This window comes from Promicromonospora noduliphila, from assembly GCF_056951025.1.
In genome coordinates, this window is sequence record NZ_CM167806.1 from 5,199,291 (window position 1) to 5,214,950 (window position 15,660).

The window sequence follows — 15,660 nt, forward strand, 5'->3', positions numbered from 1 at the left end:
CCCCAGATGCACGTTCAGCGGTTCTGTTCACCCTCCGGCACGGCGTCGCCGTCGGCCGACGGGCCGTCCACGACGGCCGTCTCGGCCGCCGTGCCGGTCTCGGCCACCGCCGCGCTCTCGACCGCTCCGCGGCGCAGCCGGATCGGTGGCGCGTCCACGGCGCGCCACCGGATGGGCAGCGCGTCCTCCTCGCCGAGCTCCGGGAACTTGTCGTGCCCGTTGAGGTACAGGATCACGGTGTTCAGCAGGGCGACGAGGGGCACGGCGAACAGGGCGCCCACGATGCCGGCAGCGAACGAGCCGGCGGCGACGGCGAGGATCACCGCGACCGGGTGCAGGGAGACGGCCTGGCCCATGAGGAACGGCTGGAGCGCGTGCGCCTCCACCTGCTGCACCAGCAGCACCACGCCGAGCATGATGAGGGCCGCGATCCAGCCGTTCGACACGAGCACCACGACGACGGCGATGGCGCCCGTGACGACGGCACCGACCATCGGCACGAACGAACCGACGAACACGAGGATGCCGATCGGCAGTGCGAGCGACGGCACGAAGAACGCCGCACCGATCCCGATGCCGACGGCGTCGACCGCGGCGACGAGGATCTGCGTGCGGGTGTAGGCCGCCAGGGTGACGGCGCCGCGCCGGCCGGCCTGGTTCACGCGCTCGCGCGCGGACCGCGGGAGCAGGCCGACCACCCAGCCCCAGATCCCGCGCGGGTCGTGCAGGAAGAAGAACGTGCAGAACAGCGCGATCAGGGCCCCGACGAGCACGTTGCCTGCGGTGGCGGCGGCACCGAGGGCACCGCTCACGATCGCGCTCTGCTGGGCCTCGAGCTGGTCGAGGATGTCCTGGCTGTAGCTCTCCAGCTCGTTCTCCAGCCCGAACGTGGCCGAGACCTGGGCCCACAGCTCGTTGAAGCCGTTGACGGCCTGGGTCCGCAGGTCGGCGAACCCGCTGGCGATCGACTGCCCGGCCAGGGTGATCAGGCCGGCGACGACCACGATCAGGCCGACCAGCGCGATCCCTGCCGACAGCCCGCGCGGCACGCGCAGGCGCTCGTTCAGGAGCCGCCGCACGGGCGTCAGCATGATCGTGAGCAGCAGGGCGATGGCCACCGGCACGACGATCGTCTTGAGCAGCGCCAGGAGCCACAGGGCCGCCGCGATGAACGCGCCGATCAGGAGCATGCGCCACGACCAGGCGGCCGCGGCACGGATGGCCGGCGGGACCGCCCCGGACTCGTCGGTGGGCTGCGCGGTGGTCTGGGTGGACGTCACGCTCGTCTCCTCGGTCTGCGACACGGACAACACCCTAGGGGAGCACACCGACACCCCACCGGCATGCGCACGCGCCGCACGGAAGGTGCACGCGGCGCACACGGATCCGACAGATGTCGGAACGAACGCCCGACACCTGACCGATGACGCGGCGGGCTGACGCTCGTAGCCTCACGGCACGGCCCGCTGCGGCCGCGTCACGGACGATCCCGGAGGTGTCCCATGAGGCTCCGATCAGGCTCACGACCGGCACGACGACCCGTAGCCACCCGACGGGCGGCCCGGCGCACGGCGGCCGTCGCCGCCGCGGCGGCGCTCGCCGTCCCGCTCACTCTTCCACTGGTAGGGGCGACGTCGACCGCCGAGGCGACCCATCCGCCGTCGGGCAGCCCGGTCGCGGCGCCGGACCCGCAGGACTGGACGGACCAGGCGGAGATGACCTGGGACGACTACACGCCGGTGCGGCCGGCGGCGTGGGACTCGGCGGAGACCTCGCAGGGCAGCGACGTGCAGTACCGGACGGCGGTGGTCCTGCTGGAGTTCGAGGACCAGCCGTTCCTCATCACGCAGGACCCGCAGTCGCACCCGTTCGGCAACCCGCAGAGCGGGTTCCAGCCGGTGGCGCCGGACGACGTCGACGAGTGGTTCTACGACTACTACGCCACCCCGAACGAGTACAACGGCGGCCAGACCCTGCACGGGTACTGGATGGAGGACAGCCACGGCCGCATCGGCGTGGACGTCGAGGTGTTCGGCCCGTACGAGCTGCCGGGCAAGCTGCACGAGTACGGCTACGACGGGGCGTTCAACGCGCCGGTCGAGGAGTACTGCCCGCAGGGCGACGAGTGCGGCAAGGACATCCGCGAGGCCGGCTTCGCCGCCTGGTACGAGGACCTTGGCGGCTGCGACGACCGGCTCTGCGGCTTCGACAACGCCTTCTGGGTGACGGCGGGACACGACGAGACGTCCACGTGGGAGGAGTTCGGGCGGATGATGTTCGAGTCCCCCGAGGACGTCCCGGACGCGCTGGGCCCGCCGCGCGACGAGAACGGCGAGCCGCCGCTCAACCAGAACGGTGAGCCGATGCCGAACTGGGCGCCCACGCGCTACGTGGACTGGACGTCGTGGCGGTCGGCGGCCAACCACTGGCCCAACGCCGGCGGCGGCACGTCGACCCAGGCGGAGAGCTCAGGGCTGAGCGTGTTCGCGCACGAGTTCAGCCACCTGCGCGACCTGCCGGACAACTACCACAACCCGTTCGCCGACAACACCCGCGCCTACACCGGCTACTGGGAGATGATGAGCCGCGGCTCCTTCAACGGGCCCGGCGGCACCCACAACCGGTGGCAGATCCCGAACGCGGGCGGCTCCGCCCTCGGGCCGCACCACATGCTGCACTACAAGCAGGACCTCGGCGTGCTCGCCGAGGACGACCAGGTGCTGCTGACCCGGTCCGAGCTGGCGGAGCAGGGCCTGGCGGTCACGACCCTGAAGGCCCGGTCATCGGTGCCCGGCGATGACAAGGTCGGCCTGGAGGTCGCGCTCGACGGCGGGTACACGGCCGGCCAGTGCGCCGCCGACGTGCCGGAGGACAGCGACTTCTGGTGCCCGGACGGGACGGGCTGGACAGACTTCACGATGGAGGTCGTGGACCGGGTGGGCAACGACTCGTTCACCGCCGGCCACGGCGTGCTCGTGGCGCAGAACCAGCCCTCCGGCACGCCCCGCGAGTGGCTCGTGGACGCCAACCCCGACGACATCAACCGGATCGACTACTACCGTCCCGACGGCACGCCCGTGCCCGTGGTGCGCGGCGACCCCCGCCAGCTCGACGACGCGACGTTCCACGCGGGCACCGGGTCGGGCAGCTCGTACGAGTACGTGGACGAGCCCAACGACCTGCACCTGTACGTGCTCGACGCGTCGCGCGACGCCGAGGGTGCGCTGACCTACGACGTCGCCGTGCGCAACCTGCGGGCCTCCGGACCGTTCGAGCGCGGGGCACGGCTCGGCCGGGCCCAGCAGCATCCGGTGGGCGACGGCACGACGCTCGTGAACGTGCCGCTGCGGAACACGGGCGAGGCCGGCGACGGCGTCTTCGGCTCGGACGTGTACCGGATCTCGGCCTCCGTCAGAGGCCGGGGCTGGGACGTGTCGCTCCCGTACGAGGTCACGGCGGTCGAGGCGGGCGAGACGCTGCCCGTCTCCGCCTATGCGACGGCGTCCGACGGCGCGGCGCGGACCGCGGTACTGACCCTGACCGTCACGAGCGAGTCGGACCCCGGTGTCTCGACGACGGTGCGGGTGCCGCTGCGGGCGAAGGCGCCGAGCGTGCGCTCGCTGTTCGACCTGGTGGGCGACTACCGGGAGCGTGGAGTGCTCAGCGGCGGGGAGGCGCGGCGGTTGCAGGGGTATCTGCGGGGCTCGGTGTCCGGCGGCTCGGCGTCCGGCGGTGGAGCATCTGGTGATGGGGTGCCCGGCGGCGGACTGTCGGGTGGCGGGCTGTCGGGTGGCGGAGCCGATGCGGCCCTGGCCCGGTTCGCGCAGGAAGCGGCGAGCCTGGCCGACGTCGGACAGCGCAACCTTGCCGCCGCAGCACTCTCCGCCGCGGCCGGCGACCTGCGAGACCGCGAGTGAACCTGGCGCCCAATATCCTGGCGCGCGAAGTCGGTCCGTTGCTGGCGCCGCGCGCCGAGATCGGTCTGTTGCATCGAGATCGGTCCAGCGGTGGACCGATCTCGATGCAAAGAGCCGAACTCACGAGATCGGCCGGGCAACAGACCGAACTCGTGGGGCCAGGAGCCGGGCGTCGGGGCGCCGAGCCGGCACCAGGCGCCAAGCCCGCACCAGGCGCCAAGCCCGCAGCGGGCGTCCAGCGCGCGGTCGTCGGCGTCGTGGCGAGCGTCCTTCTTGGTGGCGGGCTCGCTGGCGCGCTCGCCGGGTGCTCCGGGTCGGCAGCGAGCGCCGGGGACACGCAGGCCGTGCGACTCGTCGTGCCCGACGCGAACCTCCGCGAACCGTCCGACCCCTGCTCCGGCGCACGTGCCTTCCGGTACGCGCACCCGCAGGCGGCGTACCAGATCGTGGCCGACGGCGACGTGCTCGCCGCCGGCGCGCTGCCGGAGGGGCGGGCCGAGAAGGCCTTCTCCGTCGACCTGGGCGCCGAGCGGCAGCCCACGGTGTGCGTCATGTCGCTGGAGGTCCCGGCCTCGGTCGACCTGTCCGGCGCCGAGCTGATGATCGGAGACCGCGGCCCCGTGCCCATCCAGCCCAACCCCGCCCTCGACGACGCGCCCGAGGCGGTGCTGCGATGAGGGGCGCGATCACGGCGGTGCTCGTGGCCGGGCTCGTCGTCGGCTCCCTCGCGGGCTGTGCCGGGCCGCCGCGCGGCCGGCTGCCGGGTCCGGTCCCCCCGGACGTCGAGTTCCGGAGCGCGCCCGCCGACGCGCCGCCCGCACCTCCGCTCACCCTGGAGCTGACCGACGGCACCACGCTGGACCTGGCCGAGCAGTGGGCGAAGCGGCCGGTCGTGCTCGTGTTCTTCGAGACCTGGTGCACGCGGTGCGAAGGTCAGCAGGGCCCGATCAACGACGTGGTCGACGAGTACGAGGACGAGGTGCTGTTCGTCGGCGTCGCCAACCTCTCCGATCCCGACGACGTCGCGGGCTACGTCGAGCGGAACGACATCACGTACCCCGTCGCCGTGGACCCGACCGGCGACGCGTGGCTCATGTACGCCGTCGCCGAGGCGCCGCTCGTCGCCCTGATCAGCAAGGACGGCAGTCTGCTGCGCGGCTGGCCGGAGGGCGTGGCCGGCCGGGAGCTCAGCACGACGATCGCCGAGCTGGCGGTGCGCTGAGTCGTTCCGGCCGAGCCCGCCGAGGCACCAATCTCGTCGGCGAGCCCTTCGGGACCCGGTCGGCCGCGGTGCCGCCCGGCCCGGGCGCCCCGGTGGCGCGCGGAGCCGTCCGGCCGGATCAGGCCAGCCGCCCCGCCGCCCGGGCCACCTTGAGGGCCAGGTGCAGGGCGAGCCGCTCGGTGCCGTCCTTGAGGTCCGTCCCGGCGAGCAGCTCGACGCGCTGCAGCCGGTAGTACAGCGAGGTGCGGTGCAGGTGCAGCGCCTCGGCGGTGGCCTGCGCGCTGCCCGCACGTTCGAGGTACGTCTCAAGGGTGCGCAGCAGCGGGGCGGCCTCGGGCAGGTCGAGGAGCGCCTCCAGGCCGGGGTGCACGGGCACGCCGTCGGCGGCCAGCCGGGCGGCGACGGCGTCTAGCGGATCGGTCGTCGCCTCGCGAGCCGATGCCGCGACAGGCGCGGCGGCGGAGACCGGCGGGTCGGCCGGCGGGATGCTGGGCCCGGCCGAGCGGGCGACGTCGGACAGCGGGGCCGGGGTGGTGGGAACGAACGTGACCAGCACGTCGCCCGACTCGAGCCGCAGTACGACCTCGCTGTCCACGGCCCTCCCCGGTCTCGGCGACGCCTGGGACCCTATTGGAGTTTTCGAGTGAATCTCAAGGGCGATTCCTGGGCAACTCGTGGGCCGGACTCAGTCGTCCAGCTTCCGCTTCTGCGGGTAGACGGTCTCGCCGCGCTCCAGCATGCCGACGAACTTGGTGATGTTCCGCGCCCGCGTCTCCGGCTTCTTGACGCCCGTGATCCGGAACAGGATCGCGAACCTGTTCTGCGCCGTGAGGATCTCGAACATCTGCGTCGCGCGCGGGCTGGCCGCGAGCGCCTCGGCCAGGTCGGCCGGCACCTCGATGTTCTTGCTGCCCTCGTAGGCGGCGTCCCAGCGCCCGTCGGCCTTCGCCTTCTCGATCTCCTCCTGGCCGCGGGGCCGCATGCGCCCCTCCGCGATCAGGCGGTCGACGATCCGCACGTTCCGCGCCGACCAGCGGCTGCGCGACCTGCGCGGGCAGAACCGCTGCAGGGTGGTCGTGTCGTCGCGGCCGCGCCCCTGCGCGTCGATCCAGCCGCTGCACAACGCCTCGTCGAGCGCGGTGTCGTACGTCAGCGTCGTCGGGGCGTCCTTGCCCTTCCGCGCCAGCACCAGCCACACGCCGTCCGACGTCGTCTCGTGCTCGTCGAGCCAGGCCCGCCACGCGGCGGGGTCGGTGAACAGGACTTCGGGGTTGGTGTCGGCCATGGAGGGAACGCTACGCGGAGCCACTGACAGTGACGGTTCAGGTCACCCGCCGAAGCCGTCCATGAGCTCGTCGACACGCCCCGTCAGCCCGTGCTGCCGCAGGCGTCCCTTCATCTTCGACCGCCCGTCCCTGGGCCCGAACACCCGCAGCGCGTCGGCGTCGCTGTTGGCGGAGGTCACGTACTCTCGCGCCCACCCCTCCGCGTCCGGGTAGGCACTCCCGGCGACGACGGCGGCCACGGCCGCCTCGACGTCGACCGGCGTGTGCCGCAGCTCGACCTGGCCGTCCCGCAGGAGCGCCCACGACCCGCCTGCGCGGCCGTACGGCATGCCGACGCTGCCGGGGTTCACACACAGGCGCCGGTCGACGAGCCGGGCGAACGGCATGTGGGTGTGGCCAAGGACCACCGTGGTGACGTCGGAGTCGAGACCGCCTAGCACCTCGGCCCAGCGCTCCAGGGAGGAGTCGACGAGCACCACCTCCTCGTCGTCGCGCGGGGTGGCGTGGCAGAACACGACGCGGCCGAACCCGCGCACCGTCAGCTCGGCGGGGTACGGCAGGCCGGCGAGCAGCGCGACGTCGTCGGGCCGAAGCTGGGCCGCTGCCCACGGAGCGACGGGATCCGGGATGTCGGTGGCGCCGCCGCGGGCGAGCGACACCAGCTCGCGGTCCGCGTTGCCGCGCACCAGCAGCGCCCGCTCCCCCAGGGAGCGCAGGCGGTCCAGCACCTCGACCGGCTGCGGGCCGGCGGCATGGTCGCCGGTGACGACGACGCGGTCGGCCGCGGCGACGTCGGGCTCCGCCAGCACCGCCTCCAGGACGGGGAGCACTCCGTGGATGTCCGACAGGACTGCTACCGAACCGGTCTCGTGGCTCATGACCCGACAATGGCCCGCAACGCCTGGCACCGCCACCAGATCCGCCCTTGGAAGAACGGGCAACCAACCGCACGTCTCGCACTAGCCACAGAGGCGGCTAAGATATAAGCATTAGACGGGAAGGGGGTCTGATGCTTATCACCGAACCCTGGTCCGCGATTGCTGACCAGTTGGGTGTGGTCGCCTCCACACCCCCACCGGACAGCGGTGCTGACATCGTGCTTGCGGGCGCCGGTTGGCCGTCAACCGCCTACCGCACGATGGTCTTCCCTGCGCCGATCCGTCCGGCAGCGGTACGCAATCACGCCGCAGCGGCACGAGATCTGGGCGTCTGGCTCCTGGTCATAGTGCCGTCCGCGAGCGCTGGAGTCAGCCAGGCCGCGCTGGACGAGAGCGTGTCGCTGCTTGTCGTGCCCGATACCGCGGGCGAACCGATCACGGGCTTCCTGTTCTCTTCGGACGGACGGCGAGACCTGACAGGTCCTGTTGCCCGATCCGAACCGAGCAGACGTCCAGGGCGCATTCCCTGGGCGACGTACGCTCTGGCCTTCGAACTGCTCGAGACGCCGGGCGTATCACAGCGCACGCTGGCCCAGCGGATCGGAGTAACTCAGCCGCGGATCAGCCAGGCGTTGCACGACATCGGCGACGTCGTGCAACGCACCCGAGCAGGGTGGGTACCAAGGTCGCACGACCGACTCGCCGATTGGATCCTGGTCAGGTATCCATGGCGGCCGAAGATGGCCACCTCGTGGCTCACCCTCGACGAGCCCGTGGCCGCCGTTCGTCGCGTCATGGCGCATCTGCGGGACCGGGAAATCGAACACGCAGTCGGTGGCGACGTCGCGGCCGACGCGATCGCACCCTGGGCCCGGCCGTCTACCGCCTGGGTCTGGGCAGCAGCACCGGTCGACCTCCAACAGATCGACGCCACGCCGACAGCCGCGAGGGCGGCCAACCTGTTCCTCGCCGTCTCCGCCGATCCGTATCTCCTCACGTCGACCAGGCGCGCCGAGAATGGTGATCCCATTCTCTCTCCGTGGCGAATATGGGTCGACCTCGTACATCAGGGGCACGACGACGGTGCGGACGGCCTCCGAGACCACCTCATGACGCAGGAACCCTCACATGACCACTCTTGAACTGGCCTCACCATCGGCCGCAACCGACAGCGCGTGGCTCGCGGCGGCCGACATAGCCGCGATCAGTATGTCGCTCGACATTGAGTACCGCTTGGTCGGCGGCATCGCCACAACACTCCTGACGCATGTTCATGGCGTTGCCGACCGGGTTCCCGCCCGGGAGACGGCGGATGCGGACATGGGCGTGCCCGTGCCCGTGTGCGCCGATCCGCGGTTACCCGAGGCCTTGTCGAGACTCGGCTACACGCAGGAAGACGGCAGCCGCTTCGTCTGTGCTGATCCCAGCGGACGGCGTGTCATCGATGTCCTCGTCCCTTCGTACGTCGGCAAGCACGAGGCAAACCAAGAGCACGGCGCTCTGGTCGTCGATGCCGTACCCGGTCTGTCACTCGCTCTCGCTCTACCCGCGACCGAGGTGGTTCTTGCTGCTCGCCTGAGCACAGGCAGCACCCTTGACCTGTCCCTCCTGCTTCCCGACGTCCGCGCTGCGCTCGTACTCAAGTCGTACGCGTACCGAGAACGCCTTACGGACAGAGACGCCGTCGACGTCTGGAGGCTTCTGGAGTCAGCCGATGGCGCCGGTCTCGAAGCCCATGACTGGCCGAAGCGCTCCAGCGGGCAGGACGCTGCGGTGTACCTACACAAGTTCTTCGGCACTCCCGGTGCGCCAGGCGCACGTCGCGCTTCTCCGGCACCTGCCACACAGGCACGAGTTCGCCTTCTTGTGCGCAAGCTCATACCGACGCCACAGTGAGGGCGGCGGAACACCGTCACGCCCGTCCGTGTTGCTGTAGACAAGCGTGCCACCGCACGTAGCAGACCCTAAGGATGTGTCCGGATGACGTTCTTCAACTCGCTCTTCGGCTCCGGTTCCACCAAGACCACGATGGTCGCCCCTGAGGACGCCCTGCCCGGCCGTTCCGCGCCGGTGCTGCAGACCCCGCGGCCGCACACGGTGCTCGGCTCGTCGATCACGGGTCCGTGGGAGCAGGGCACCCGCGTGCTGTACCTGGCGATGGGCTGTTTCTGGGGCGCGGAGGAGATCTACTGGCAGGTTCCCGGCGTGGTGAGCACCGCCGTCGGCTACATGGGCGGGACCACGCCCAACCCGACGTACGAGGAGGTCTGCACCGCCCGGACCGGCCACACGGAGACCGCGCTCGTCGCGTACGACCCGACCAAGGTCACCGAGGCAGAGCTGCTCAAGATCTTCTGGGAGCGGCACGACCCCACGCAGGGCTTCCGGCAGGGGAACGACGTCGGCACGCAGTACCGCTCGGCGATCTACTGGACGACGCCGGAGCAGGCGGAGGCCGCGCAGGAGACGGCGAAGCGCTACGCCGAGGTGCTGAGCGCGAAGGGGTACGACGCGATCACCACGGAGATCGCCCCCGCCGCCGAGGCCGGGCCGTTCTTCTACGCAGAGGACTACCACCAGCAGTACCTGAGCCCCAGCAAGAACCCGAACGGCTACCGCTGCCACGCGACCACAGGGGTCCCTTTCCCCGACGCCGCCTGACCCCGGACGACCCGGCTGCTGCCGCCCGCGAGTGACAGCCCTTCGCGGGCGGCGACGCCTTTGTCAGTGGCACCCCGTAGTGTCGACGGCATGATCCGGCTACCCCCTACCGAGCTCACCGTCTCCGGCGAGGACTGGTACGCCCGCGACCTGTCCGGCGAGGACCACCTGGCCACGCTGTTCGCCGACATCGATCTGACGGAGGCCTCGGGAACGGGCGCCACGTTCGACTCGTGCGTGTTCCGCGGCGTGCGCTTCAACAGCGCCCACCTCACGGAGTTCGCGTTCACGTCGTGCGTGTTCGACGCGTGCGTCTTCTTCGACGCGAAGCTGGAGCGCTGCAAGCTCGTGGGCGCGCAGTTCAACGACTGCCGGTTCGACCTGCTCAAGGTCGAGGGCGGCAACTGGTCGTTCGCCAACCTCCACCGGGCCGCGCTTGCAGGCGCACAGTTCGACGGCGTCCGCCTCCGCGAGGCCGACCTCGGTGCGGTCACGGCGGCCGGCGTCGTGCTGGTGGGCTGCGACCTGTCGGGCGCTGACCTCGACCATGCGGACCTCACCAACGCCGACCTGCGCGGCAGCGACCTGTCGGCGCTCGACCCGCGCGCGGCGACCCTCACCGGCGCGGTGGTCGGCGAGGCCCAGGCGGTCATGCTGGCCGAGTCGCTCGGCCTGGTGGTCCGGCCGGGCTGAACGGCCACCTCAGCGGGTTTGCGCGCCTGGTGATATCGGTTCGATCGGAGGCTGCGCGCACCCTATGCTCGGGTCGCTCGCACACGTACTGGGCGCCACCGCTCTGGGAGGACGAGGATCGATGAAGATCAGCCGCGACCTGACCGACTGGACCGTGACCGCGACGGGTGGCCCCGTCCCGGAAGACCTCGCCGGGGTCCCGGTCCCCGCGACCGTCCCGGGCACGAGCCACACGGCCCTCCTGGAGCAGGGGCTCATCCCCGACCCTTACCTCGGCACCAACGAGACCTCCGTCGCCTGGATGAAGCGCGCCACCTGGCGGTACGCGACGGTCCTCGACGAGCCGGCCGCTGCGCCCGACGAGCGCGTCGACCTGCTCTTCGAGGGCATCGACACGGTGGCCACCGTCGTCGTCGACACGGATGTGGAGCGGACCGGCGTCGCGCAGGGCCGCACCGAGCTGGGCCGCACGGCCAACATGCACCGGTCCTACCGGTACGACGTGCGCGAGCTCGTCGGGACGCCCGCCAACCTGGTGGTCGACCTCGACTCCGCGCTCGAGACCGCCGAGGCGGAGGCGCGGCGCATCGGCGCGCGCCCCATGGCCTACGGCCAGCCGTTCAACATGGTCCGCAAGATGGCCTGCTCCTTCGGCTGGGACTGGGGCCCGGACCTGCAGACCGCCGGCCTGTGGAAGCCCGTGCGCGTGCAGCGCTGGCGCGTGGCCCGCCTGGCCCGGGTGACGCCGCGGGTCACCGTGGTCCCTGGCGACGTCGCCCTGGCCGACGACGACGTGGTCACTCCGGGCACACAGGTCACCGACGCCGAGGGCCGCAGCACCGGCATCGTGGACGTGCGCGTGGAGATCGAGCTGTCGGGGCTGGGCGAGCCCGGGCCGCTGATCCTCGACGTCTCCGTGGGCGGGGAGGGCGGACGCGGCGTCAGCGCGCTCCTCCCGGGCGGGTGGTCCGGCACGACGGACGCGCGCGTGCACCTGCCCGACCCCGAGCTCTGGTGGCCGGCGGGCCACGGTGAGCAGCCCCTCTACCCGGTCGAGGTGACCCTCTACGCCGGGAACGGCGAGGACCGCTCCGACCCGCTCGACACCTGGGAGGGCCGGGTCGGCTTCCGCAACGTCGTCGTCGACACCACGCCCGACGAGCACGGCACGCCGTTCACCCTCCTGGTCAACGGCAAGCCCGTCTTCGCGCGCGGGGCCAACTGGATCCCCGACGACCACCTGCTGACGCGCATCACGCGTGAGCGCCTCGAACGGCGGGTCGACCAGGCCCGCGGCGCGAACCTGAACCTGTTGCGGGTGTGGGGCGGCGGCATCTACGAGTCGGACGACTTCTACGACGTCTGCGACGAGCAGGGCGTCATGGTCTGGCAGGACATCCTGCTGGCCTGCGCCGCCTACCCCGAGGAGGCCCCGCACCGGGCCGAGTTCGAGGCGGAGCTGCGCGAGAACGCCGCCCGCCTGGCGCCGCACCCGTCCCTCGTGCTGTGGAACGGCGGCAACGAGAACATCTGGGGCCACGAGGACTGGGACTGGAAGGCGCCCCTGGGCGACCTCACGTGGGGCGCCGGGTACTACTACGAGCTCTTCCCGAAGGTCCTGGCCGAGGTGGACCCGACCCGGCCCTACGCGAACGGCTCGCCCTACTCCCCCGGCGCCACGCCCGAGGAGACGCACCCCAACGACCCGAACCACGGCACGCACCACCAGTGGGACGTCTGGAACCGGGTCGACTACACGCACTACCGCGACGACGTACCGCGCTTCGTCTCGGAGTTCGGGTTCCAGGGTCCGGCGACGTGGGCGACGACCCGCCGCGCCATCCTCCCGGACGGCGCTGACGTGCCGCCGGGGTTCAAGGAGTCCGAGGTCTTCCTGCTGCACCAGAAGGCGGAGCACGGCAACCGCAAGCTCGACGGCGGGCTCGCCGCGCACCTGGACGTCCCCGACGACTTCACCGACTGGCACTGGGCCACCCAGCTCAACCAGGCGCGGGCTGTCCGGTACGCCGTCGAGCACTACCGGTCGTGGTGGCCGCGGACCACTGGCGCGATCGTGTGGCAGCTCAACGACTGCTGGCCGGTCACGTCGTGGGCGGCCGTGGACGGCGACGGCCGGCGCAAGCCCCTCTGGTACGCGCTGCGGCACGCGTTCGCCGACCGGATGGTGACCGTGCAGCCGCGCGGCGCCGAGCTGGTCGCCGCGCTCGTCAACGACACCGACGAGCCGTGGACCGGGCAGGTGGCAGCGGCCAGGACCACGCTGGGTGGCGAGGTGCTGGCGACGTCGGACGGGCCGGGCCCCGAGGCGGTGACCGTCGGGCCGCGGTCGGTGACCCTGGTCCCGCTGCGCGGCGACGTCGCCGCCGTCGCCGAGGCCGCGCACGAGGTGCTCGTGGTCACGTTCGGCGAGGCACGCGGGCTGCACCGGTGGGCGGAGAGCAAGGATCTCGCGCTCTCCGCTGCCCCCGTGCGTACGACGGTGACCGCGGAGGGCGCCGGCTACCGCGTGGACGTGACGGCGACGTCGCTGGCGCTGGGCGTGACGCTGCTGGTCGACCGGCTCGACCCGGACGCTCAGGTGGACGACCAGGTGGTCGACCTCCCGGCGGGTGCGACGGCGGTGTTCCACGTGACGACGAGCCGCCGGCTGGACCCGGATGCGCTGGTCTCCCTGCCGGTGCTGCGCACGGAGAACGACCTGGTCGCCCGGACGGCGGACTAGGGTCGAGCCGGCTGGTTCGTGAGCGACAACATCTCGATGTCAGTGACCGCGCGTACGGTGTGGTCCGAGGGGGAGGACGACACCATGAACAGGATCGACGCGGGTTCTCGCTGGTCGGTGCTCAGACGCGACGGCGTGGCCCTCGTCGTGGCGCACCCTGACGAGGGGCTGCCGCTGGTCCTCCACTGGGGTGGCGATCTGGGCGAGCTCTCGTCGGCCGACCTGCAGGGCCTCGACTCCGCGACCAGCCGCCAGACGGCGCCCGGTACGCTCGACGCCGCCTGGCGGCCGTCGCTGCTGCCGCAGGAGTCGGACGGCTGGGCGGGCCGGCCCGGCCTGCTCGTGGTGGCGGACGGCGTACCGCTGTTCCCCCGCTGGACCGTCGAGGAGGCGGAGCGGGACACGGCGGCGCTGTCGGTCCTGGCCAGGGACGCCGACCTCGCGCTGACGCTGCGGTCGCACCTGGAGATCGGCGCGGGCGGGCTGGTGCTGCTGTGGCACGAGCTGACGAACGAGGGCGCCCGCCCGGTCGACGTGCACTGGCTCGAGGCGACCCTGCCCGTCCCGAGGTCGGCGGACCACCTGACCCAGTTCACCGGCCGCTGGTCCCGCGAGAAGGCGCCCGTCACCACGGCCATGCCGGGTGGCAGCACGGCCCGCCAGACCCGTCGTGGGCGGTCGGGACACGATGCGCCCTGGGTGACCGTGGCGTCGTCGGGCACGCCGCGCAACCGGACCGGCGAGGTGTGGGCCACCCACCTGGGGTGGAGCGCCGACGTGACCCACCGCGTGGACCACCTCACCGAGCACGCCACGCTCCTCGGGGCGGGCGAGCTGGTGCGGCCGGGCGAGGTCCGGCTGACGCCGGGCGAGGCCTACCGCACGCCGGTCGCGTACTTCGCGTGGTCGCCGGCGGGCCTGGACGGCGTAGCCGACCGGTTCCACACCTGGATGCGGGCACGCCCGCATCACGTCACGGGCCCGCGGCCGCTCGTGCTGAACACCTGGGAGGCCGTGTACTTCGACCACTCGCCGAGCAAGCTGGAGCGGCTCGCCCGCCGCGCCGCCGCGGTGGGCGTCGAACGCTTCGTGCTCGACGACGGCTGGTTCCACTCCCGGCGGGACGACACCGCCGGGCTGGGCGACTGGGTGGTGGACCGCGACGTCTGGCCGGACGGGCTGGGCCCGCTGGCCGACCTGGTGCACGAGCTGGGGATGGAGTTCGGGCTGTGGTTCGAGCCCGAGATGGTCAACCTCGACTCGGACCTGGCGCGCGCCCACCCGGACTGGATCCTGTCCAACCCGGCCGCCGTGCCGTCGCCCGACGGGCTGTCGTTCCGCACGCAGTACGTGCTGGACCTCGCGAACCGCGAGGCGTGGGAGCACGTGCGCGCCCAGATCTCGGCCCTGGTGACGGAGCTGGGGATCGACTTCATCAAGTGGGACCACAACCGCGACCTCGTCGAGCCCGTCCACAAGGGGCCGGACGGCGTCGCGCGGCCCGGCACCCACGTGCAGACCGTCGCCGCGTACGCCATGATCGCGCGGCTCAAGGCGGACCACCCGGGGCTGGAGATCGAGTCCTGCTCGTCGGGCGGCGCACGGACCGACCTGGGGATCCTCGACGTGACCGACCGGGTGTGGGCCTCGGACTCCAACGATCCCGTGGAGCGCCAGGACATCCAGCGGTGGACGTCGCTCGTGCTGCCGCCCGAGCTGATCGGGGCGCACGTGGGCCCCTCGCCGTCCCACTCGTCGGGGCGGACCACCGAGCTGTCCTACCGGGTGGCCACGGCCCTCCAGGGCCACGCCGGGTTCGAGTGGGACCTGCTGGCCTGCACCGACGACGAGCTGGTCGCCGTGGCGGCCTACGCGGCGCTCTACAAGGAGCTCCGGTCCCTCGTGCACACCGGCACCGTGGTGCACGCCGACACGGTGGACCCCGCGCTGCGGGTCACGGGCTTCGTGTCCCCCGACCGGACGGCGGGGGTGTGGACCGTCGCCAGCGTGGCCTCGCCGCACGACGCGCTGACCGAGCGGGTCCAGCTCGACGGGTTGGACCCCGCTCGGCGGTACAGCGTGCGCGTCCGGGACGAGGTGGGCTCCGCCAGGTGGCTCGGCGGGATCACCCCCGGCTGGCTGGGCAAGGACGCGATGGACGTGCCCGGCTCGGTGCTGACCGGCGTGGGCCTGCAGCTACCCACGCTGTGGCCGATGCAGGCGCTGATCATCCAGGTGACGGCCGCGCCGGCCGCGTAGT

General features: G+C 72.1%; 13 protein-coding genes. 9 read left to right on the plus strand and 4 right to left on the minus strand.

What is annotated here, in order from left to right:
* Positions 1-14: 14 nt before the first annotated feature.
* Entirely contained in the window at positions 15-1,304 is a 1,290-nt protein-coding gene (locus tag AC0QU1_RS22615; RefSeq protein WP_483572612.1) for an AI-2E family transporter, read from the minus strand.
* Between the two features lie 198 nt (positions 1,305-1,502).
* Between AC0QU1_RS22615 and AC0QU1_RS22620 the strand changes: the two genes are divergently transcribed.
* The 3 genes from AC0QU1_RS22620 (at position 1,503) to AC0QU1_RS22630 (ending at position 5,139) form a co-directional block, all read left to right on the plus strand.
* Positions 1,503-3,917, plus strand: a complete 2,415-nt coding sequence (locus AC0QU1_RS22620) for a M6 family metalloprotease domain-containing protein (protein WP_483572613.1) — start codon at positions 1,503-1,505, stop codon at positions 3,915-3,917.
* 152 nt (positions 3,918-4,069) lie between these two features.
* Entirely contained in the window at positions 4,070-4,594 is a 525-nt protein-coding gene (locus AC0QU1_RS22625) for a hypothetical protein (protein ID WP_483572615.1), read from the plus strand.
* Complete coding sequence (locus AC0QU1_RS22630) at positions 4,591-5,139, plus strand: TlpA family protein disulfide reductase (protein ID WP_483572617.1); 549 nt, start codon at positions 4,591-4,593, stop codon at positions 5,137-5,139. The genes AC0QU1_RS22625 and AC0QU1_RS22630 overlap by 4 nt, the downstream gene beginning before the upstream one ends.
* Positions 5,140-5,257: 118 nt before the next feature.
* Here AC0QU1_RS22630 and AC0QU1_RS22635 read toward each other — a convergent pair whose 3' ends face one another.
* From AC0QU1_RS22635 to AC0QU1_RS22645, 3 genes are all read right to left on the minus strand, one after another.
* A complete protein-coding gene (locus AC0QU1_RS22635; protein ID WP_483572618.1) occupies positions 5,258-5,734 on the minus strand; it encodes a PucR family transcriptional regulator in 477 nt (158 codons plus the stop codon).
* A gap of 90 nt (positions 5,735-5,824) precedes the next feature.
* Entirely contained in the window at positions 5,825-6,424 is a 600-nt protein-coding gene (locus AC0QU1_RS22640; RefSeq protein WP_483572620.1) for a YdeI/OmpD-associated family protein, read from the minus strand.
* 42 nt (positions 6,425-6,466) lie between these two features.
* Positions 6,467-7,303 (minus strand): metallophosphoesterase family protein, encoded by an 837-nt coding sequence (locus AC0QU1_RS22645; protein ID WP_483572621.1) that lies wholly within the window; start codon positions 7,301-7,303, stop codon positions 6,467-6,469.
* Positions 7,304-7,434: 131 nt separating this feature from the next.
* Here AC0QU1_RS22645 and AC0QU1_RS22650 point away from each other — a divergent pair, with 131 nt between their 5' ends.
* The 6 genes from AC0QU1_RS22650 (at position 7,435) to AC0QU1_RS22675 (ending at position 15,659) form a co-directional block, all read left to right on the plus strand.
* Positions 7,435-8,445 carry a hypothetical protein gene (locus AC0QU1_RS22650; protein ID WP_483572622.1) on the plus strand — a complete coding sequence of 337 codons (1,011 nt, stop codon included), beginning with the start codon at positions 7,435-7,437 and terminating at the stop codon, positions 8,443-8,445.
* Positions 8,432-9,199 carry a hypothetical protein gene (locus AC0QU1_RS22655; protein WP_483572623.1) on the plus strand — a complete coding sequence of 256 codons (768 nt, stop codon included), beginning with the start codon at positions 8,432-8,434 and terminating at the stop codon, positions 9,197-9,199. The genes AC0QU1_RS22650 and AC0QU1_RS22655 overlap by 14 nt, the downstream gene beginning before the upstream one ends.
* 84 nt (positions 9,200-9,283) lie before the next feature.
* Positions 9,284-9,964: a peptide-methionine (S)-S-oxide reductase MsrA gene (msrA, locus tag AC0QU1_RS22660; protein WP_483572624.1), complete on the plus strand. Its 681-nt coding sequence runs from the start codon at positions 9,284-9,286 to the stop codon at positions 9,962-9,964.
* Between the two features lie 90 nt (positions 9,965-10,054).
* A complete protein-coding gene (locus AC0QU1_RS22665; RefSeq protein ID WP_483572625.1) occupies positions 10,055-10,657 on the plus strand; it encodes a pentapeptide repeat-containing protein in 603 nt (200 codons plus the stop codon).
* Between the two features lie 121 nt (positions 10,658-10,778).
* Complete coding sequence (locus tag AC0QU1_RS22670) at positions 10,779-13,400, plus strand: glycoside hydrolase family 2 protein (RefSeq protein WP_483572626.1); 2,622 nt, start codon at positions 10,779-10,781, stop codon at positions 13,398-13,400.
* Positions 13,401-13,484: 84 nt separating this feature from the next.
* Entirely contained in the window at positions 13,485-15,659 is a 2,175-nt protein-coding gene (locus tag AC0QU1_RS22675) for an alpha-galactosidase (RefSeq protein ID WP_483572628.1), read from the plus strand.
* Position 15,660 lies beyond the last annotated feature (1 nt).